Source organism: Pseudomonas sp. CCNWLW23 (assembly GCF_037095675.1).
GTDB lineage: Bacteria > Pseudomonadota > Gammaproteobacteria > Pseudomonadales > Pseudomonadaceae > Aquipseudomonas > Aquipseudomonas atacamensis.
Genome location: NZ_JBAWKM010000011.1, coordinates 184685 through 203009 on the forward strand (window position 1 = coordinate 184685; position 18325 = coordinate 203009).

The window sequence follows — 18325 nt, forward strand, 5'->3', positions numbered from 1 at the left end:
TGAATTGAATGCATCTGTGGCGAGGGGATTTATCCCCGTTGGCCTGCGCAGCAGGCCCCTGCTTTCAAGCTCAGGAGCGGGGCCGCTTCGCGGCCCAACGGGGATAAATCCCCTCGCCACAGGATAAATCCCCTCGCCACAAAGGCTCTTCGCCACAGAGATTGTGATCAGGCCATCGAACCGTAACGCTTCATCGCTTCAATCGCCAAACCGCTACCAATGCTGCCAAAGATGTTGCCTTCGACATGCCGGGCGTTCGGCAGCATTGCCGAGACGCTGTTGCGCAGGGCCGGGATGCCGCTGGAGCCCCCAGTGAAGAACACCGTGTCGACCTGATCGACCGCCACGCCAGCGTCATTCAACAACTGCGTAACGCTGCCACGCACACGCTCCAGCAAGGCCTCGATCGCCGATTCGAACAACGCGCGGCTCAGCTCGACGCTCAGCCCGGCTTCGATGCGGTCCAGCGGCACGTGGCGGCTGTCGGCGTGGGTCAGCTGGATCTTGGTTTCTTCCACTTCCATCGCCAGCCAGTGCCCGGCGCGCTGTTCGATCAGCTTGAACAGGCGATCGATGCCGCCGGCGTCTTCGATGTCGTAACGCATGCTGCCCAGCGCCAGCGTGGATTTCTGCGAGTACACCGAGTTGATCGTGTGCCAGGTCGCCAGGTTCATGTGGTGGCTGGTCGGCATGTAGGCGCCGCTCTTCATGCGGCTGCCGTAGCCGAACAGCGGCATCAGGCCTTGCAGACTCAGCTGTTTGTCGAAGTCGGTCCCGCCGATGTGCACGCCGCCAGTGGCGAGGATGTCGTCGTGACGGTTATCGACACCACGACGATCGGGGGACAGGCGCACCAGCGAGAAGTCGGAGGTACCACCGCCGATGTCGACGATCAGCACCAGCTCTTCTTTCTCGATGGTCGACTCGTAGTCGAACGCTGCCGCGATCGGTTCGTACTGGAACGACACATCTTTGAAACCGATTTTGCGCGCCACTTCGACCAGGGTGTCTTCGGCTTCCTGGTCAGCCAGCGGATCGTCATCGACGAAGAACACCGGACGACCCAGCACCACTTGGTCGAATTCCCGACCAGCGGCGGTTTCGGCGCGGCTCTTGAGCTGGCCGATGAACAGCCCGAGCAGGTCCTTGAACGGCATCGCCGTGCCGAGGACGCTGGTGTCGTGCTTGATCAGCTTGGAGCCGAGCAGGCTTTTCAACGAGCGCATCAGCCGGCCTTCGTAGCCTTCCAGATACTCATGCAGGGCCAGGCGACCGTAGACCGGGCGACGTTCCTCGATGTTGAAGAAGACCACCGACGGCAGGGTGATCTTGTCGTCTTCCAGCGCGATCATGGTGTCCATGCCGGGGCGCAGCCAGCCGACGGTGGAGTTGGACGTGCCGAAGTCGATGCCGCAGGCACGGGCTGGAGAGGCGTCTTTCATTTCTTTCGGATTCCGGTGAAAAAACGGCCGCGCAGTGTATGTCAGTGCGCGGCAGATTCGAAGGCCGGTCATCCGCTATTTCGCCGGCAGACAGCTTGAAAAGCGCCGCTTCGCCCCAAACTTGCTGGCATGGGCCGGCAGACACACCGGCGGTCGCAAGAACCGTCGTCCACTGCCGATAAACTTCTGCGGCGCCACCCGGTCACAAACTTGAGATCGGTCAACCCGGCACGTGCCAATCGGCGCATGCTGGTCTCGGCGCGAAATCGATAACGGATGGTGATCCTTCCATGGACTTCAAAGACTATTACAAGATACTCGGCGTGGAGCCGACAGCCGACGACAAGGCCATCAAGGCGGCCTATCGCAAGCTGGCGCGCAAATACCACCCCGATGTCAGCAAGGAAAAAGACGCCGAGGCCAAGTTCAAGGACGCCTCGGAAGCCTATGAAGCGCTGAAAAGCGCCGACAAGCGCGCCGAATACGACGAACTGCGCCGTTATGGCCAGCACGGTCAGCCGTTCCAGGGCCCGCCGGGCTGGCAGAGCCGCGGCGGCTTCGGCGGTGGCGGTGGCGACACGGGCGACTTCTCGGACTTCTTCAGTTCGATCTTCGGCAATCGCGGCCCCGGTTTCGGTGGCGCCGAGAGCCGCCAATCACGCGGACGCCGAGGGCAAGACGTGGAAATGGAACTGCCGGTCTTCCTCGAAGAAACCCTGTCGAACGAATCGAAGAAAGTCACCTTTCAGGTGCCGCAATACAATGCGCACGGCCAGCATGTCAGCAACACCAGCAAGAGCCTGAACGTGAAGATTCCGGCCGGCGTTACCGACGGCGAGCGGATTCGCCTGAAGGGCCAGGGCGCACCGGGCATCGGTGGCGGGGCGAATGGCGATCTGTACCTGACTATCCGGTTTGCGCCGCACCCGAAATTCGATGTCGAAGGCGAAAACCTGATCATCACCTTGCCCCTGGCTCCATGGGAGTTGGCATTGGGCACTGAAGTGGCCGTGCCGACCCTGACCGGCAAGATCAACCTCAAGGTCCCGGCCGGCAGCCAGAACGGCCAGCGCATGCGCGCCAAGGGCCATGGCCTGCTGAACAAGGCCGGCGAACGCGGTTATCTGTTCGTGCAGCTCAAGGCCGTGATGCCGAAAGCCTCCGACGAGGAGGTCAAGGCGCTGTGGCAGGAACTGGCGAAGAAAGCCGCGTTCAATCCGCGAGAGAACTTCTGAACCCGACGACGGAGTAGCCCATCATGAGCAGCCCCCTGATCGTTCAACTGGACCTGGCAGAATTCTGTGAGGCGGCCGATTTGTCGGACGTCTACGTGATCGAAATCGTCGAGCACGGCATCCTCGAACCTCAGGGCGCGCAGCCCCGGGAATGGCGCTTCACCGACTACGAATTGGCCTTGGCCAAGCGCGCGGCGAAGCTGCGCCGTGATCTGGAACTGGAGTGGGAAGGCGTGGCGCTGGCGCTGGATCTGCTGGATGAGGTGAAGCAGTTGCGCGCCGAGAACCGCATGTTGCGTCAACGGTTGGGGCGGCTGGTGGTCGAATAAGTTGTTTGAGGCGATGAGGTCTGTTTCGGCCTCATCGCGAGTCGGCCCGCTTGTGCCGGGTTAGTGTTTGCGAGTGTTTCACCCGGTATGAACCGGCTGGATGGTCTGATAGTTTTCCGGGCACATGTTGGCAATGGATGCCGACGGTCGTAGCGCCAGCCAGCCAGACTGGCCAGCGCTGCGCAATCTTTGCAAGGAAGCCTGTCAATGCCAGTCAGACCCAAGCCGCCCAAGCCGGGCGCAGTCGATATCACCACCCCTGGACGCACATCCCGGGATTCCGCCACGCACGGTATCGAGTCGCCGCACCTGACCCCCGGTCCGTTCATTCGCAAGACCCCGCCCGATACCAGCGAACCCGGCAGTAGCACGCAGCAAATGGAAATTGCAGCCACGCCGCACAGCGTGCAAGTCCATCCGACGCCGTCTACCTCGGGTTCCGTCCCAACGGTCGCAGCCTCCGCGCTGGAGCGTTACCTGATCGCCTCGACAGCCCCTCTACCGCAAGCGGACGTTGACGGGTTTCGCCTATTCAAGGGGCGCCAATACGTGGACTTGCAGGGCGGCGGTACGGTGCTGATCGGCGTCGATGCCGAGACCGGTCTGCATCGGGCCCGGCTGTCCAGCGAGCTGCAGCCGTCCGGTCCAGTGCTTGCCTATGATCCGTTGAACAAGCACTGGTACTCGCTGGAGGATTTCAGCGCATCGCCGGACGCCGCCGTTGTACCGGGTAAAAGCCGCAGGGCGGCGCGGCAGAGTGATGAAGACTATGAGTCAGCCCTTGAAGAGCTGCCCGACGATGTCGATGCGGCAGATGAACATTTCTATCTGGCGTCCGAGTCGATGCCCGTCAAACCTTTCACTGCTGACGAGTTGAGTGCAATGCGCAGCGAAACGCGCTTTTCGTTTCTCAGCAATCGGCCCGGGGTCTACGACCGGGCCAATAACGGCAAATATCCATTCCGGGACATCGCCGGCACACCTATCCGCATTAAGAAGCTCCAGACCCTCGTGCGTTTCGAAGACGGCGGCCGATACACCTCCGAGCAGATCAAGCCGTACATCAAGTTTGGCGCCTACGAGCATGTCGCGCGGCTGTATGAAGAAAAGCTGCAATGGCGACTGTTCACCGAGGCCGACATGCGTGCGCCCGGTGAGCGGGCCCTGATCGGCCAGTCCATGGTGGTTGCCAACCGGCGCATCAGCCGAGGCGAGGTGGTCGGCGTCTATGCTGGCGCCATCATGCCAGGACGTCTTGTGCCGCTCCCCCAGCAGTCATACACCATGAAGGTCGGCGTGCGTTACCAGCCGGGACCTGGATATCTGATCCCCGTCCAGTTGGCGATGGTCGGTGACACGATCATCTCCAGGATCAATACGCATTTCTGGTACAACGCAACGGGCAAACCGGTTCGCCAGGCCACGGATGGTTATAACGTCGAATTCGTGCCATTCGATGTTGAAGCGCAACAGTTGATAGGCAAGGAACTGGTCACCCGCGACTTCATTCTCAACGCCATCTTCGCTACCGAAGATATTCCGGCAGGAACCGAGTTACGCATCAATTACAACTACAGCGACGCGGACATCGCGAAGTTGTTTCCGTGATCGCCTGAGCGATAGCTGCTGAATACGAACCAGCGAGTCCGTATTCAGCGCGCCCCCTGATCAAAACAGAAAATAGCGCTGCGCCATCGGCAGCGTTTCCGCCGGTTCGCACCACAGCAACACGCCATCGGCCTTGACCTCATAGGTCTGCGGATCGACATCGATGTTCGGCAGATAGTCGTTGTGGATGAGGTCGGTTTTCTGCACGTCGCGGCAGCCCTTCACCACAGCGATCTGCTTCTTCAATCCCAAGGCCTCTGGCAATCCGGCCTCCTGCGCCGCCTGGCTGATAAAGGTCAGGCTGGTGGCGTGCAGCGAGCCACCGTAGCTGGCGAACATCGGGCGGTAGTGCACCGGTTGCGGCGTCGGAATCGAGGCGTTGGCATCGCCCATCAGGCTCGCGGCAATCGCGCCACCCTTGAGAATCAGCGTCGGCTTCACACCAAAGAACGCCGGGCGCCACAGCACCAGATCGGCCCACTTGCCGACTTCGATCGAACCGACTTCATGGCTGATGCCGTGGGTGATCGCCGGGTTGATGGTGTACTTGGCGATGTAACGCTTGGCGCGGAAGTTGTCGTTGCCCTCGCCGTCCTGGGGCAGTGGGCCGCGCTGTTTTTTCATCTTGTCTGCGGTCTGCCAGGTGCGCGTGATGACTTCACCGACGCGGCCCATGGCCTGACTGTCGGAGCTGATCATCGAGAACGCGCCGAGGTCGTGGAGGATGTCTTCAGCGGCAATGGTTTCGCGGCGGATACGGCTTTCGGCGAAGGCGACGTCTTCGGCAATGCTCGGGTCGAGGTGGTGGCAGACCATCAGCATGTCGAGGTGTTCGTCGATGGTGTTGCGGGTGAACGGCCGGGTCGGGTTGGTCGAACTCGGCAGCACGTTGGGGAAACCGCAGGCCTTGATGATGTCCGGCGCGTGGCCGCCACCGGCACCTTCGGTGTGATAGGTGTGGATGGTGCGGCCCTTGAATGCGCCAAGGGTGGTTTCGACGAAGCCGGATTCGTTGAGGGTGTCGGTGTGGATCGCTACCTGCACGTCGTACTGGTCGGCGACGTTGAGGCAGTTGTCGATGCTCGCCGGGGTGGTGCCCCAGTCTTCGTGCAGCTTGAGGCCGATGGCGCCGGCCTTGACCTGTTCGATCAACGGCTCCGGCAGGCTGGCGTTGCCTTTGCCGGTGAGGCCGATGTTCATCGGGAAGGCATCGGCGGCCTGGAGCATGCGCGCCAGATGCCACGGGCCGGAGGTGCAGGTGGTGGCGTTGGTGCCGGTAGCGGGACCGGTGCCGCCGCCGATCATGGTGGTGACGCCGCTCATCAACGCTTCTTCGATCTGCTGCGGGCAGATGAAGTGGATATGCGTGTCGATGCCGCCAGCGGTGAGGATCATGCCTTCGCCGGCAATCACTTCGGTGCCGGCGCCGATGGCGATGGTCACGTTGGGCTGCACATCGGGGTTGCCGGCCTTGCCGATCGCGGCGATGCGCCCGTCCTTGAGGCCGACATCGGCCTTGACGATGCCCCAGTGGTCGATGATCAGCGCGTTGGTGATCAGCGTGTCGACCACTTCGGCGGCGAGCAACTGACTCTGGCCCTGGCCGTCGCGGATCACTTTGCCGCCACCGAACTTCACTTCCTCGCCGTAGGTGGTGAAGTCCTTTTCGACTTCGATCCACAGCTCGGTATCGGCCAGGCGCACCTTGTCGCCGACGGTGGGGCCGAACATGTCGGCGTAGGCTTGTCTGGAGATTTTCATGGGCATGCCTTGAGATTCAATTGGGTCTGAAATCGCTCGCATTACTCGCTTTCGCGAGCAGGCTCGCTCCCACATTTGATCGCGTTCTCATGTGGGAGCGAGCCTGCTCGCGAAGGGGCCAGAGCGGGCACCGTGTTGTTTAGAGATCACCCATGATGCGGCCGGCAAAGCCGAACACCCGGCGATGCCCGGCGTAATCGACCAGCTCGACTTCACGGCTTTGCCCCGGCTCGAAGCGCACGGCGGTGCCGGCGGGGATGTTCAGGCGCATGCCGCGACTGGCGGCACGGTCGAAGGTCAGCGCGTCGTTGGTTTCGAAAAAGTGAAAGTGCGAACCGACCTGGATCGGCCGGTCGCCGCTGTTGGCGACTTTCAGGCTCACGGTGCGGCGGCCGACGTTGAGTTCGATGTCGCCGGGCTGAATCTGGTATTGGCCAGGAATCATCGCTGGGCTCCTTGCAGGACTTTGTAATAGAGGGCGGTGGGGCGATAGGTGCCGTTGGGGTCGCAGGCGTAATCAGGAATTTCGCCGGCGCGCACGTAGCCCAGCGCCTTGTAGAAATCTTCTGCCGGCGAGCCGGCCTCGGTGTCGAGATAGAGCATGCCGCGCTTGTGCTTGGGCGCTTCGAGTTCCAGCGCCTGCATCAGTTGCTGGCCGAGACCACGGCGCCGCGCGTGTTCGCGCACCAGCAGTTTCTGCACTTCGGCGCGGTTCAGACCATTGGCCTTCTGGCACAGGCCCAGTTGCACGCTGGCCAGCACCTGCTCGTCCTTCACCACCACCCAGAGCAGCGTGCTGCCCTTGTTGATGTTGTCCTGCACCTCATCGAAATACGCGCGCGCCTGGGCGGCATCGAGGTCGGCCATGAAGCCGACGCTGGCGCCGTAACCGACGGCGTCGAGCAGCAGATCGATCAGGCCCTGGCGATAGTGGGCAAAGCTTTCAGCGTTGACGCGGCGCAACTGGGCGGCGTTCATCGACATCACTCCTTGTGGGCACCCGGCGGCTGTGCGCCGGGATTGAGGGTCAACTGCATGAAGGTCAGATCGAGCCAGCGGCCGAACTTGGTGCCCACTTGCGGCATCTGCCCGGTGATGCGGAAACCGGCGCGCTCGTGCAGGCGGATCGACGCGGCGTTGCCGCTTTCGATGGCGGCGACCATGACGTGTTTGCCGCAAGTGCGGGCGCGTTCGATCAGCGCGGTCATCAGTTGCGGGCCGAGGCCGTTGCCGCGTTGATCGCTGCGCACGTACACCGAGTGCTCGACGGTGTGGCGGAAACCGTCGAACGGCCGCCAGTCGCCGAACGAGGCATAACCCAGCACTGCGTTTTCACGGTCGGCGATCACCAGAATCGGGTACGCCTGCAACTGACGCGCGTCGAACCATGCCTGGCGATTGCCGAGGTCGACCGCTTGTTCGTTCCAGATCGCCGTGGTGTTGAGCACGGCGTCGTTGTAGATGTCGCGGATCGCCGGCAGGTCGGCCCGGCTCGCATCGCGAATGCTGTAAGTCATGGCGCGGCCTCAGACGATCGGCTGGTGAACGGTGACCAGTTTGGTGCCGTCGGGGAACGTCGCCTCGACCTGGATCTCCGGGATCATTTCCGGGATGCCTTCCATCACTTGTTCGCGGCTGAGCAGGGTGGTGCCGTAATGCATCAGCTCGGCCACGGTCTGGCCGTCGCGGGCGCCCTCGAGCAGCGCGGCGGAGATGTAGGCCATGGCTTCCGGGTAGTTGAGTTTCACGCCACGGGCCAGCCGCCGCTCGGCGACGAGGCCGGCGGTGAAGATCAGCAGCTTGTCTTTTTCGCGTGGGGTCAGGTCCATGGTTCGGGTTCCATCAGGGCAGATTCGGGTGGCTCTCGAGAAGTGTGGGGTGCCAGTTGGAGCAGCCCCTCACCCTAGCCCTCTCCCGAGGGAGAGGGGACTGATCTTGGTTGTTTTCAATGGCCAATTCAGTCAGCAATATTCGTTCAGGCAGATAAATTCATATCAGACGACTCGGTCAGGCTCCCTCTCCCTCCGGGAGAGGGCGGGGGGTGAGGGTCGGGGTTTCAGGTGCTCCATATTCTTGGCGCGATAGCTTCGCGCCCCAGCAGCACAGGTCTGAGCAATCGCCACAAATCGATGAGCCAGGCGCGGGCGAGCAACGCCTCACTGGCCAGGCAACGAGCCACCAGCAGTCCCGGCAACTGAGTCAAATCCCCGCGTACCTCATGCCCCAGCGAGCGGCAACGCTCCAGCAATTCAGCATCGATTTCACCGGTGACCAACAACGTCGCAAACACCGGATTACCATCCAGGCCGATCGGCGAGTCGAGTAAACCGTCCGCACCGACAATGCGCTGCCGTTCGTGCCAGAGCAACTGACCATCGCGGCGGATGTCCAGGTGCGCCTGAAAATGCCCGAGGTCAAAACGCTCGCCGCTGGCCGGACGACCGAGCGCCACCACGTCCCAGTAGAACAGCCGCGCATCGCCTTCGAGCTCGATCGTTGTGCTCAACTCGGCCTGCGCGGCGCTGTAGACGATGGTTTCCTGCGGCAGCCATTCCAGGGTCGCGCCGGCAGCGACTTGAAAGTCGAGCTGCTGATAAGCCGGCCCGCCCGCGCGATACCACTTGGCGGCGCCGGGGCTGGTGATCTGTGCCCAGGCGTTGTGCTCGACGCGCGCGCTGATATCGAGCCGATCACCACCGGCAATTCCGCCCGGTGGGTGGACGATGATGTGCTGGCAGACCTCGGGGCCTTCGGCGTACAGATGCTTTTGCACCCGCAGCGGGCCGAGGTGACGGCGCATGACCGGGCGCGTGCAATCGCCGAAACGCGCGTAGGCCAGTTCCAGCTCGGCGTGCCAGCTCGGGGTAAACAGGGCAGGTGCAACAATCGAATTCATGGTTTTGTGATTATCGTTAGGAAGCTACAGATTAGACCGGCGCGTTAGATCGTGACCAGCCCGCGTACACCCTCGGCCTCCATATTTTCGCCGCGACCCTGCTGGACGATCTCGCCCCGCGACATCACCAGGTATTGATCGGCCAGTTCGGCGGCGAAATCGTAGAACTGCTCGACCAGCAGAATCGCCATGTCACCGCGCGCCGCGAGCTGCTTGATCACCGCACCGATTTCCTTGATCACCGACGGTTGAATGCCTTCGGTGGGCTCATCAAGAATCAGCAGGCGCGGGCGGCTGGCCAATGCGCGGCCGATCGCCAGTTGCTGTTGCTGACCACCGGACAGATCGCCGCCACGGCGCTGCTTCATTTGTAGCAGCACCGGGAACAGTTCGTAGATGAAACCTGGAACTTCTTTGGCTTCTGAGCCTGGAAAGCGCGACAGGCCCATCAGCAGATTTTCTTCTACCGTCAGGCGCCCGAAGATCTCACGACCCTGTGGCACGTAGGCGATACCGGCATGCACACGCTGATGCGGTTTGAACGTGGTGATCGGTTTGCCTTCCCAGTTCACCGCACCTTCCTTGGCCGGCAGCAGGCCCATCAGGCATTTGAGCAGGGTGGTCTTGCCCACGCCGTTACGGCCGAGCAGGCAGGTCACTTCGCCGACCTTCACGTCAAAGCTCAGGCCGCGCAGGATGTGGCTACCGCCGTAGTACTGATGCAGCTTGTCGACTTGCAGCATGTCCAAATTCTCCCCCGGTGATCGTTCCCACGCTCTGCGTGGGAACGCATCCCGTGACGCTCCGCGTCACATAACGGCGGACGCATAGCGTCCATGGCGGCATTCCCACGCAGAGCGTGGGAACGATCTAGGTCTTCAGCGGCCGAGGTAGACCTCGATCACCCGCTCGTTTTCCTGCACTTGCTCAAGCGAGCCCTCGGCCAGCACGCTGCCCTGATGCAGCACCGTGACGTGGTCGGCAATCGAGCCGACAAAGCCCATGTCGTGCTCGACCACCATCAGCGAATGCTTGCCCGCCAGCGATTTGAACAGCTCGGCGGTGAACTCGGTTTCGGCGTCGGTCATGCCCGCCACCGGTTCGTCGAGCAGGAGCAATTGCGGGTCCTGCATCAGCAACATGCCGATCTCGAGAAACTGCTTCTGGCCGTGGGACAACAGCCCGGCCTGGCGATTGACCGAGGTGGTCAGGCGAATCGTCTCGAGCACTTCGCTGATGCGTTCCTTCTGCTCGCCACTCAAGCGCGCACGCAAACTGGCCCACACCGACTTGTCGGTCTTCTGCGCCAGCTCCAGGTTTTCAAACACGCTCAAGGCTTCGAATACCGTCGGTTTCTGAAACTTGCGGCCGATGCCGGACTGGGCAATCTGCACTTCGCTCATCTGCGTCAGGTCGAGGGTTTCACCGAACCAGGCCTTGCCGTGGCTGGGCCGGGTCTTGCCGGTGATCACGTCCATCAGCGTGGTCTTGCCCGCGCCGTTGGGGCCGATGATGCAGCGCAGTTCGCCGACGCCGATGTACAGGTTGAGATTGTTCAAGGCACGGAAGCCATCGAAGCTGACGCTGATGTCTTCCAGGGTCAGGATCGTGCCGTGGCGCGTATCGAGGCCCGGGCCGACGCGCTGGCCGAGGCCGATCGAGTCGCGACTGGTGCCTTCGTCCTTGTTCGGTTCCACGGGGAAAAACGCCGGCTCCAGCATGAATTCAGCACTCGCTGTGACTCTCATTGTTCACCTCGTTTCTTCAGCAGACCGATCACGCCCTTGGGCAGGTACAACGTCACGACGATGAACAGCGCACCGAGGAAGAACAGCCAGTATTCCGGGAAGGCCACGGTGAACCAGCTCTTCATGCCGTTGACCACGCCGGCGCCGAGCAGCGGCCCGATCAGCGTGCCGCGCCCGCCAAGGGCGACCCACACCGCCGCTTCGATCGAATTGGTCGGCGACATTTCGCTGGGGTTGATGATGCCGACCTGCGGCACGTACAGCGCTCCGGCGAGGCCGCACAACACCGCACTCAATACCCAGACGAACAGCTTGAAACCGCGCGGGTCGTAGCCGCAGAACATCAAACGGTTTTCCGCATCGCGCAACGCCGTCAGCACCCGACCGAACTTGCTTTGCGCCAGGCGCCAGCCGATGAACAGGCTCGCCACCAGCAGCAACACCGTGGCCAGAAACAGCACCGCGCGGGTGCCCGGTTCGGTAATGCCGAAGCCGAGGATCGTGCGGAAGTTTGTAAAGCCGTTGTTGCCGCCAAACCCGGTCTCGTTGCGGAAAAACAGGAGCATGCCGGCGAAGGTCAGGGCCTGGGTCATGATCGAGAAATACACGCCCTTGATCCGCGAACGGAAGGCGAAAAAGCCGAACACCAGCGCCAGCAGACCCGGCGCCAGCACCACCAGACACATGGCCCAGATAAAGCTGCTGGTGCCGGTCCAGTACCACGGCAATTCGCTCCACGACAGGAAAGTCATGAACGCCGGCAAGCCATCGCCGGCCGCCTGCCGCATCAGGTACATGCCCATCGCGTACCCGCCGAGGGCGAAGAACAGACCGTGGCCCAGCGACAGCAGGCCGGCGTAACCCCAGACCAGATCCAGCGCCAGGGCGACGATGGCGTAGCAGAGGATTTTGCCGACCAGGGTCAGCGTGTAGGCCGAGACGTGCAGGGCATTGTCTGGCGACAACAACGAGAGCAGCGGCAGAACGATCAGCAGCGCGAGGATCACACCGCCGACCGCGAGCGTGACTTTCGGCCCGGCCTTTTGTGTGGCCGTGACTAACAGAGGCTGGTTCATCAGTCGATCACCCGTCCTTTCAGTGCGAAGAGGCCTTGCGGACGTTTCTGAATGAACAGAATGATCAGCGCGAGGATCAGGATCTTACCGAGCACCGCACCGATCTGCGGTTCGAGAATCTTGTTGGCGATGCCCAGGCCAAACGCCGCGAGCACGCTACCGGCCAGTTGGCCGACGCCGCCGAGCACCACCACCAGGAACGAGTCGATGATGTAGCTCTGGCCAAGGTCGGGACCGACGTTGCCGATCTGGCTCAGCGCCACGCCGCCCAATCCGGCGATGCCCGAGCCGAGGCCGAAGGCGAGCATGTCGACGCGCCCGGTAGGCACGCCGCAGCAGGCGGCCATGTTGCGGTTCTGGGTGACGGCGCGCACGTTGAGGCCGAGGCGGGTCTTGTTCAGCAGCAGCCAGGTCAGCACCACCACGAACAATGCGAAAGCGATGATGACGATGCGGTTGTACGGCAGCACCAGATTGGGCAGCACTTGAATACCGCCGGACAGCCACGCCGGGTTGGCCACTTCAACGTTCTGCGCACCGAACACCAGCCGCACCAGTTGGATCAGCATCAGGCTGATGCCCCAGGTCGCGAGCAGGGTTTCCAGCGGCCGACCATAGAGATGGCGAATCACCGTGCGCTCCAGCGCCATGCCAATGGCGGCGGTGACGAAAAACGCCACCGGCAGCGCGATCAGCGGATAGAACTCGATGGCCTGCGGCGCGTAACGCTGAAACATCAGCTGCACGACATAGGTCGAGTAGGCGCCGAGCATGAGCATCTCGCCGTGAGCCATGTTGATCACCCCGAGCAGGCCGAAGGTGATCGCCAGACCGAGGGCAGCGAGCAGCAGAATCGAGCCCAGCGACATGCCGCTGAAGGCCTGGCCGAGGACTTCGCCGATCAGCAATTTGCGCTTGACCTGCGCGAGGCTGGTTTCAGCGGCGGTGCGCACGCCGGCATCGCTTTCCACGCCCGGTTCGAGCAGACCTTCAAGGCGTGTGCGTGCCAGCGGGTCGCCGGTTTCACCGAGCAACCGCACCGCTGCAAGGCGCACCGCCGGGTCGCTGTCGACCAGTTGCAGATTGGCCAGCGCCAGGCTCAAGGCGGCATGCACGCTTTCATCTTTTTCCTCAGCGAGCTGCCGGTCGAGAAATTTCAGCTGCGCGGGTTTCGCGCTTTTCTGCAATTGCTGCGCGGCGCTCAGCCGGATTTTGCCGTCAGCGGCGAGCAATTGATGGCTGGCCATCGCGGTGTCGATCAGACCCCGCAGGCGATTGTTCAGGCGCAGGGTTTTCGCTTGGCCGCCGATCGTCAGCTCGCCTTGTTGCAGGGCGTTGAGCAATTCGATACGCGCCGGATCGGGCTGCGCGGCCCAGGCTTCCAGCAATTTGGCCTGTTGCATTGGATTGGCCGCGACGAAGTCTTCGGCATCGCCGGCGTGGGCCAGGAGTGGCAGCAACAGTGCGATGGCGAGAAGTACGCGGTGTATGGCAGTGGGCATTAGTGGTGTCCTGTTCAACCGCCCCCTCACCCTAACCCTCTCCCGGAGGGAGAGGGGACTGACCGAGGTGTCTGGACGATGTGCTGCGACTTGCGAACTTGAGTCGAACTCAGGGTTTGAAGAGCATGAAGATCGGCTCCCTTTCCCCCTCTCCCTGAGGGAGAGGGCTGGGGTGAGGGGGAAGTCTCATGCTCGCCTCAAAAACTGAATTCGCCTCAGTTGCTCTTCACCGCATAATCCGGCTTCTTGTCGTTGCCCTGAATGTACGGGCTCCATGGTTGCGCGCGGATCGGGCCTTCGGTCTGCCACACGACGTTGAACTGACCGTCGCTCTGGATTTCGCCGATCATCACGGGCTTGTGCAGGTGGTGATTGGTCTTGTCCATGGTCAGGGTATAGCCCGATGGTGCGGCGAAGGTCTGCCCGGCCAGTGCTTCGCGCACTTTGTCGACGTCAGTGGATTTGGCTTTCTCGACCGCCTGCGCCCACATGTGGATGCCGACGTAGGTGGCTTCCATCGGGTCGTTGGTCACGGCTTTATCGGCGCCCGGCAGATTGTGTTTTTTCGCATAGGCTTTCCAGTCCGCGACGAATTTCTTGTTCGCAGGATTCTCCACCGACTCGAAGTAGTTCCACGCCGCGAGGTTGCCCACCAGCGGTTTGGTGTCGATGCCGCGCAGTTCTTCTTCACCGACCGAGAACGCCACCACCGGTATATCGGTGGCTTTCAAGCCCTGGTTGGCCAGCTCTTTGTAGAACGGCACGTTGGAGTCGCCATTGACGGTCGAGATGACGGCAGTCTTGCCGCCGGCGGAGAATTTTTTGATGTTGGCAACGATGGTCTGGTAATCGCTGTGACCGAACGGCGTGTAGACCTCTTCGATGTCCTTGTCGGCCACGCCTTTGGAATGCAGGAACGCACGCAGGATCTTGTTGGTGGTGCGCGGGTAGACGTAGTCGGTGCCGAGCAGGAAGTAGCGCTTGGCGCTGCCGCCTTCTTCGCTCATCAGGTATTCAACGGCGGGGATCGCTTGCTGGTTCGGCGCGGCGCCGGTGTAGAAGACGTTCGGCGACATCTCTTCGCCTTCGTACTGCACCGGATAGAACAGCAGACCGTTGAGCTCTTCGAACACCGGCAATACCGATTTACGCGAAACCGAGGTCCAGCAGCCGAACACCACCGCGACCTTGTCCTGGGTCAGCAGCTGTCGGCCCTTTTCGGCGAACAGCGGCCAGTTGGAAGCGGGATCGACCACCACCGGCTCGAGCATCTTGCCGTTCACACCGCCCTTGGCGTTGATCTCGTCGATGGTCATCAGCGCCATGTCCTTGAGCGACGTTTCGGAGATCGCCATGGTCCCGGACAACGAATGCAGAATCCCGACCTTGATGGTCTCGGCGGCCTGGACAGTCCAGGTCATGCCCATCGCGGCAATGGATGCCGTGAGTGTGAAAGCCTTGATCAAACTGCGACGCTTCATTGTGCGATCTCCATGAACATTCGATTTTTTCTGGTTGGCAGATGCGAACGACTGAAAGTGTGTTTTGCAAAGGCTGTGCCCGGTCGCGTTCAGGCAAGAAAATGTCGTGCCAGAGCGCTTGCGCGCTGTGGGCGTGCACCAGGAGGGGACGGTAGTCGGGCGGTGGTGCGTCCAGTTGCGCCAGATTGGGGCGCGGACTGTCGCGCAGATGCGGATACAGAAACGATAAACATGTACCACAGCAGGTGAAAACCGACGGCCCACACTCACGCGCTCATCCCGATTCTCAGCGCAGGTTTTTATGAGTCATGTCTCAGGCCGATCCGGTCGTACCGCAAGTTCTTCCGCAACGTTCAAGCTGCCGCCACTGAGCCCGGCCTTTCTGACTGAAGAGGACGCCGCCTATTGGGTGCACACGCGGATTCCACTCAACCCGGACAAAGAGTACGGCAGCGTGATCCTGCTGCGTCCGGACGGGAAATTGCTCGCCACTTCACCCATCGCCGGGCAAGCCACGGGTTTTGACTTCGGCACAATTGTGCAGACCGATGTCCTTGGCGGCATGCTTCATCCGCTGGGCTACCGGTGCGTCGCCAGCGTTCACAGCCATCCGCCGATCCATGCCGAGTTCCGCAATGGCAATCGGCGTCAGGATGAAACACTGCTCCGGCTGTTCATGAGTTTCTATTCAGGCGGCGATTTCATTGGCGATGTGTCGGCGCGGGATTTTTTCCGCAGCGCTTACCTTTCAGGCCCGGATGGCAGCTTGCTCAAATACGTCTCGAGCGGCTCGCCCGAGGAACGCGACTACTTTCTCTGGCAGCAGTCCGGCGGGCCGTCGGGCCATCCGGCTGGGGCCTATGACGTGATGGCGGTGATCAACAAGCTGGCGACTGTGGGTGAACTGAAAGTCATTGTTTCGAATGCCGACTGGGGTTACTCGGTGGGGCGCGTACCTGCGGACTGGAAGGCCGGCGCGTCGTTTTCAAAGGGTGTGGTCACCGAACTGCCGCTGATGACCCGTGTCTGCGTCAATGCCGAACGCGCCGTGCTGGCCGCGTTGAAATCCAGAGGCGCGCAGACGACGGGCCTGATATTGAAAAAATTGGTTGGCGAGGAGTATGTGGCCACCCATGCGCGGCCGGCCGGGCTCGCCGCTTGGGATCCTGAGCGAATATTTCCGGTTGATGCCCAAGGGCAATTGCAGCTGCCCAGGGGGTATTTGCTGGAGGGCTTTTACTTTGCCTCGCGGCCCGACCCTGCACAGTTTCCACCTGGCCAGCCGTGGCTCTACGAGAACTTCTTCACGCCCCGGGAGATCGCCTGGGCTATCGAAGCGAATGCCCGCAGCCAACATCTGGCGCAAGCGGGGCGTGCGTTGTCGCTGTACATGCGGGCGCAGGATCATGCGATGTTGAAGTACCGCTTCAGCGGCGATTCGATCGAAGCGGCACTGAGCGTTACGCAGTCGGACGGCACGGTCAGTGACAACGGTGTGCAGGCAAGGCTGTTGGCCGGCACACTGGATACCCGCGCATTTGTTTCGATGCTGGTACTGGCCGGGACCCTGGAGGTCGTGCGCGGCAGTGCGTTGTGGGCGCATCTGGGTCCGGTGGATCTGCAATGGCAGCCCTTCGCCAATTTCCCCTGGCCGCGATTGAGCCGGGCTTTTCTGGCGGCCGATGATGCGGTTCGCCATGCCCATGAGCTCGTGGGCATTCGCCGTGATCAGCAGCACGCGGGGTATGTTTTTCAGCGTAGCGACAAGCGTTTCGTGGTGACCGAACCCTTGCCCGGGGATATCGATACGCTCAGCCAGGGGCGGCTTTATCCTCTGGACAATCACGGTCGGCCGGTGTTTCCAGACGACCACACCATGCATGCGCGTTATGTCGCTCACGTTGCGCTTTCGCAACTTGACCCGGTGCATATCCGGTATCTGCGCTGGACCCGTGCCGAGGCTCTGCTGGACGTGCAGATGCTCAACGTTGACGAGCTGCGGCAGACCCTGGTCGACGGGATCGCTCTGTATTGCTCTGGTGCCGGTGACAGCCTGATCAGGTTCCAGCCCTACACCACCATCGTCGCCAGGGAGCTGGCCAGACGCCTCGGCACTGGCAAGCACCCGGGCGAGCTTGCCAGTGCGCTGCGCAACGGCACTGAACGGCCACAGGCCTTTGTGCGTGAACAGGCGCAGGCCGGCGTCTTGTTCAACCTGATCGATCACGCACTGTGGGGCTATCGCGGGCAAATCGGCGCTGACTGGAGCCTGCCAATAGCGTCTGTGGCTGAACCAGGCGAGTCGGAGCCGCCGCTGCCGACGTTACCGAAACCGTCATTGCCAGATCTCTCTTTGCAGCCATATCCGCCAACGCAAGTGCCTGCGCCTGGCGCCACAACACTGCCGTGGAAGCGTCCTGCGAGGATTTTCTTTGGTGCGGTGTTTTCCTCGGCGGACGAGGCAGCACTGAGTCAATCCAGTACTGACGTGCATTTGCACGACGAAAAGAAAACCTGGTTCGGCTTCATTCTCAAGCACGTGGGGCGGGAGGAATACATCGCCAGCGAGCTGATACCCGTCAGCGATAGCGGCACCAATCTGTTTCGTCAGGAGTCGGTGTTCAGTTCCAGCAGGACAGCTCCCTGGTATCAGTACCCGGATGGCTTCGACCTGCATGCCGTGTATTACATGCACCAGCGAATCGGGGAAACCTTGCGCCATCCCCAGGACTGGCTCGCGCATTACTTCGTCACGCCGGAGACGCTGACCGTTGCCATGTATCTCTCCGAGCGGCGCCCGGTCGTCGCCACTGGCCGGCACAGAACTTTGTATATCGCCAGCGGTGATGGTGCTCTGCTCAGGTATGTGTTCAACAGCTCCAGCAAGTTGTTCTACGACGACAGCTCGCAGACGACGCTGCAAACGCTCAAGGACGATCTCGCTGCGCAAAGGCTGTTGCCATCCGACTTCGTACACACCGTGGTCGACAGTGGTCAACTTGACGTGCTGCGTACGAGTCTGTGCTGGGACCGGCCGGGTTTGGTCAAGAAAACCTGGCAGCCTTACGCAAATCTGCAGCGACGCGCCCTGGGGCCGGTTTTTCACAGTGCCGACGATGCGGCAGTGCATGCCCGATCGCTGTTGCCGCAGAGCACCGACAAGCTCTATGGCGGTGTCATTCTGAAACGCTCCGACGGCCTCTACGTCGCTACCTCGCCGATTGAAGTGACACGCGAAAATTTCGAC

16 protein-coding genes are annotated in these 18325 nt (G+C 61.7%); 4 read left to right on the top strand and 12 right to left on the bottom strand.

Annotated features, from left to right (window positions below; all coding sequences use genetic code 11):
* Positions 1 to 167: 167 nt before the first annotated feature.
* A complete protein-coding gene (locus V8J63_RS15935; RefSeq protein WP_336464313.1) occupies positions 168 to 1442 on the bottom strand; it encodes an Hsp70 family protein in 1275 nt (424 codons plus the stop codon).
* Between the two features lie 290 nt (positions 1443 to 1732).
* Between V8J63_RS15935 and V8J63_RS15940 the strand changes: the two genes are divergently transcribed.
* The 3 genes from V8J63_RS15940 to V8J63_RS15950 all read left to right on the top strand — a co-directional run bounded on the left by V8J63_RS15940 (position 1733) and on the right by V8J63_RS15950 (position 4614).
* Positions 1733 to 2677 carry a DnaJ C-terminal domain-containing protein gene (locus V8J63_RS15940; RefSeq protein WP_110603615.1) on the top strand — a complete coding sequence of 315 codons (945 nt, stop codon included), beginning with the start codon at positions 1733 to 1735 and terminating at the stop codon, positions 2675 to 2677.
* A gap of 23 nt (positions 2678 to 2700) precedes the next feature.
* Positions 2701 to 3006 (top strand): chaperone modulator CbpM, encoded by a 306-nt coding sequence (locus tag V8J63_RS15945; RefSeq protein ID WP_016771896.1) that lies wholly within the window; start codon positions 2701 to 2703, stop codon positions 3004 to 3006.
* Between the two features lie 207 nt (positions 3007 to 3213).
* On the top strand, positions 3214 to 4614 hold the full coding sequence (locus V8J63_RS15950; RefSeq protein ID WP_336464314.1) for a hypothetical protein: 1401 nt from the start codon (positions 3214 to 3216) through the stop codon (positions 4612 to 4614).
* A 60-nt stretch (positions 4615 to 4674) separates the two neighbouring features.
* Here the strand turns inward: V8J63_RS15950 and ureC are convergent, their stop codons facing one another.
* The 11 genes from ureC to urtA all read right to left on the bottom strand — a co-directional run bounded on the left by ureC (position 4675) and on the right by urtA (position 15078).
* Positions 4675 to 6375: an urease subunit alpha gene (ureC, locus tag V8J63_RS15955; protein WP_336464315.1), complete on the bottom strand. Its 1701-nt coding sequence runs from the start codon at positions 6373 to 6375 to the stop codon at positions 4675 to 4677.
* Between the two features lie 139 nt (positions 6376 to 6514).
* Positions 6515 to 6820 (bottom strand): urease subunit beta, encoded by a 306-nt coding sequence (locus tag V8J63_RS15960; protein WP_024011400.1) that lies wholly within the window; start codon positions 6818 to 6820, stop codon positions 6515 to 6517.
* Positions 6817 to 7353: a GNAT family N-acetyltransferase gene (locus V8J63_RS15965; RefSeq protein ID WP_073471741.1), complete on the bottom strand. Its 537-nt coding sequence runs from the start codon at positions 7351 to 7353 to the stop codon at positions 6817 to 6819. Before V8J63_RS15965 ends, V8J63_RS15960 begins: the two co-directional genes overlap by 4 nt.
* Before the next feature lie 5 nt (positions 7354 to 7358).
* Positions 7359 to 7892 (bottom strand): GNAT family N-acetyltransferase, encoded by a 534-nt coding sequence (locus V8J63_RS15970; RefSeq protein ID WP_336464316.1) that lies wholly within the window; start codon positions 7890 to 7892, stop codon positions 7359 to 7361.
* A gap of 9 nt (positions 7893 to 7901) precedes the next feature.
* Positions 7902 to 8204 carry an urease subunit gamma gene (gene ureA, locus V8J63_RS15975; protein ID WP_003221215.1) on the bottom strand — a complete coding sequence of 101 codons (303 nt, stop codon included), beginning with the start codon at positions 8202 to 8204 and terminating at the stop codon, positions 7902 to 7904.
* 227 nt (positions 8205 to 8431) lie between these two features.
* The gene (locus tag V8J63_RS15980; RefSeq protein WP_336464317.1) at positions 8432 to 9271 is read right to left on the bottom strand and encodes an urease accessory protein UreD; all 840 of its coding nucleotides are present in this window, start codon (positions 9269 to 9271) and stop codon (positions 8432 to 8434) included.
* A 44-nt stretch (positions 9272 to 9315) separates the two neighbouring features.
* A complete protein-coding gene (urtE, locus tag V8J63_RS15985; protein ID WP_016771889.1) occupies positions 9316 to 10014 on the bottom strand; it encodes an urea ABC transporter ATP-binding subunit UrtE in 699 nt (232 codons plus the stop codon).
* Between the two features lie 135 nt (positions 10015 to 10149).
* Positions 10150 to 11019, bottom strand: a complete 870-nt coding sequence (gene urtD, locus V8J63_RS15990; protein WP_442963528.1) for an urea ABC transporter ATP-binding protein UrtD — start codon at positions 11017 to 11019, stop codon at positions 10150 to 10152.
* Positions 11016 to 12095 carry an urea ABC transporter permease subunit UrtC gene (gene urtC / locus V8J63_RS15995; protein ID WP_122751722.1) on the bottom strand — a complete coding sequence of 360 codons (1080 nt, stop codon included), beginning with the start codon at positions 12093 to 12095 and terminating at the stop codon, positions 11016 to 11018. The genes urtD and urtC overlap by 4 nt, the downstream gene beginning before the upstream one ends.
* Positions 12095 to 13597, bottom strand: a complete 1503-nt coding sequence (urtB, locus tag V8J63_RS16000; protein ID WP_336464318.1) for an urea ABC transporter permease subunit UrtB — start codon at positions 13595 to 13597, stop codon at positions 12095 to 12097. Before urtB ends, urtC begins: the two co-directional genes overlap by 1 nt.
* A gap of 215 nt (positions 13598 to 13812) precedes the next feature.
* Complete coding sequence (gene urtA, locus V8J63_RS16005; RefSeq protein ID WP_336464319.1) at positions 13813 to 15078, bottom strand: urea ABC transporter substrate-binding protein; 1266 nt, start codon at positions 15076 to 15078, stop codon at positions 13813 to 13815.
* A 301-nt stretch (positions 15079 to 15379) separates the two neighbouring features.
* Between urtA and V8J63_RS16010 the strand changes: the two genes are divergently transcribed.
* A partial coding sequence (locus tag V8J63_RS16010; RefSeq protein ID WP_336464320.1) for a DUF4329 domain-containing protein occupies positions 15380 to 18325 on the top strand: 2946 nt, incomplete at its 3' end.

What these genes read in the sequence shown, in the direction of transcription:
- V8J63_RS15950 (WP_336464314.1), top strand. Translation starts at nt 3,214, where the DNA reads ATGCCAGTCAGACCCAAGCCGCCCAAGCCGGGCGCAGTCGATATCACC.
- urtE (WP_016771889.1), bottom strand. Translation starts at nt 10,014, where the DNA reads ATGCTGCAAGTCGACAAGCTGCATCAGTACTACGGCGGTAGCCACATC.
- urtA (WP_336464319.1), bottom strand. Translation starts at nt 15,078, where the DNA reads ATGAAGCGTCGCAGTTTGATCAAGGCTTTCACACTCACGGCATCCATT.
- V8J63_RS15940 (WP_110603615.1), top strand. Translation starts at nt 1,733, where the DNA reads ATGGACTTCAAAGACTATTACAAGATACTCGGCGTGGAGCCGACAGCC.
- V8J63_RS15980 (WP_336464317.1), bottom strand. Translation starts at nt 9,271, where the DNA reads ATGAATTCGATTGTTGCACCTGCCCTGTTTACCCCGAGCTGGCACGCC.
- ureA (WP_003221215.1), bottom strand. Translation starts at nt 8,204, where the DNA reads ATGGACCTGACCCCACGCGAAAAAGACAAGCTGCTGATCTTCACCGCC.
- V8J63_RS15945 (WP_016771896.1), top strand. Translation starts at nt 2,701, where the DNA reads ATGAGCAGCCCCCTGATCGTTCAACTGGACCTGGCAGAATTCTGTGAG.
- V8J63_RS15960 (WP_024011400.1), bottom strand. Translation starts at nt 6,820, where the DNA reads ATGATTCCTGGCCAATACCAGATTCAGCCCGGCGACATCGAACTCAAC.
- V8J63_RS15970 (WP_336464316.1), bottom strand. Translation starts at nt 7,892, where the DNA reads ATGACTTACAGCATTCGCGATGCGAGCCGGGCCGACCTGCCGGCGATC.
- V8J63_RS15965 (WP_073471741.1), bottom strand. Translation starts at nt 7,353, where the DNA reads ATGAACGCCGCCCAGTTGCGCCGCGTCAACGCTGAAAGCTTTGCCCAC.
- urtC (WP_122751722.1), bottom strand. Translation starts at nt 12,095, where the DNA reads ATGAACCAGCCTCTGTTAGTCACGGCCACACAAAAGGCCGGGCCGAAA.
- V8J63_RS15935 (WP_336464313.1), bottom strand. Translation starts at nt 1,442, where the DNA reads ATGAAAGACGCCTCTCCAGCCCGTGCCTGCGGCATCGACTTCGGCACG.
- urtB (WP_336464318.1), bottom strand. Translation starts at nt 13,597, where the DNA reads ATGCCCACTGCCATACACCGCGTACTTCTCGCCATCGCACTGTTGCTG.
- urtD (WP_442963528.1), bottom strand. Translation starts at nt 11,019, where the DNA reads ATGAGAGTCACAGCGAGTGCTGAATTCATGCTGGAGCCGGCGTTTTTC.
- ureC (WP_336464315.1), bottom strand. Translation starts at nt 6,375, where the DNA reads ATGAAAATCTCCAGACAAGCCTACGCCGACATGTTCGGCCCCACCGTC.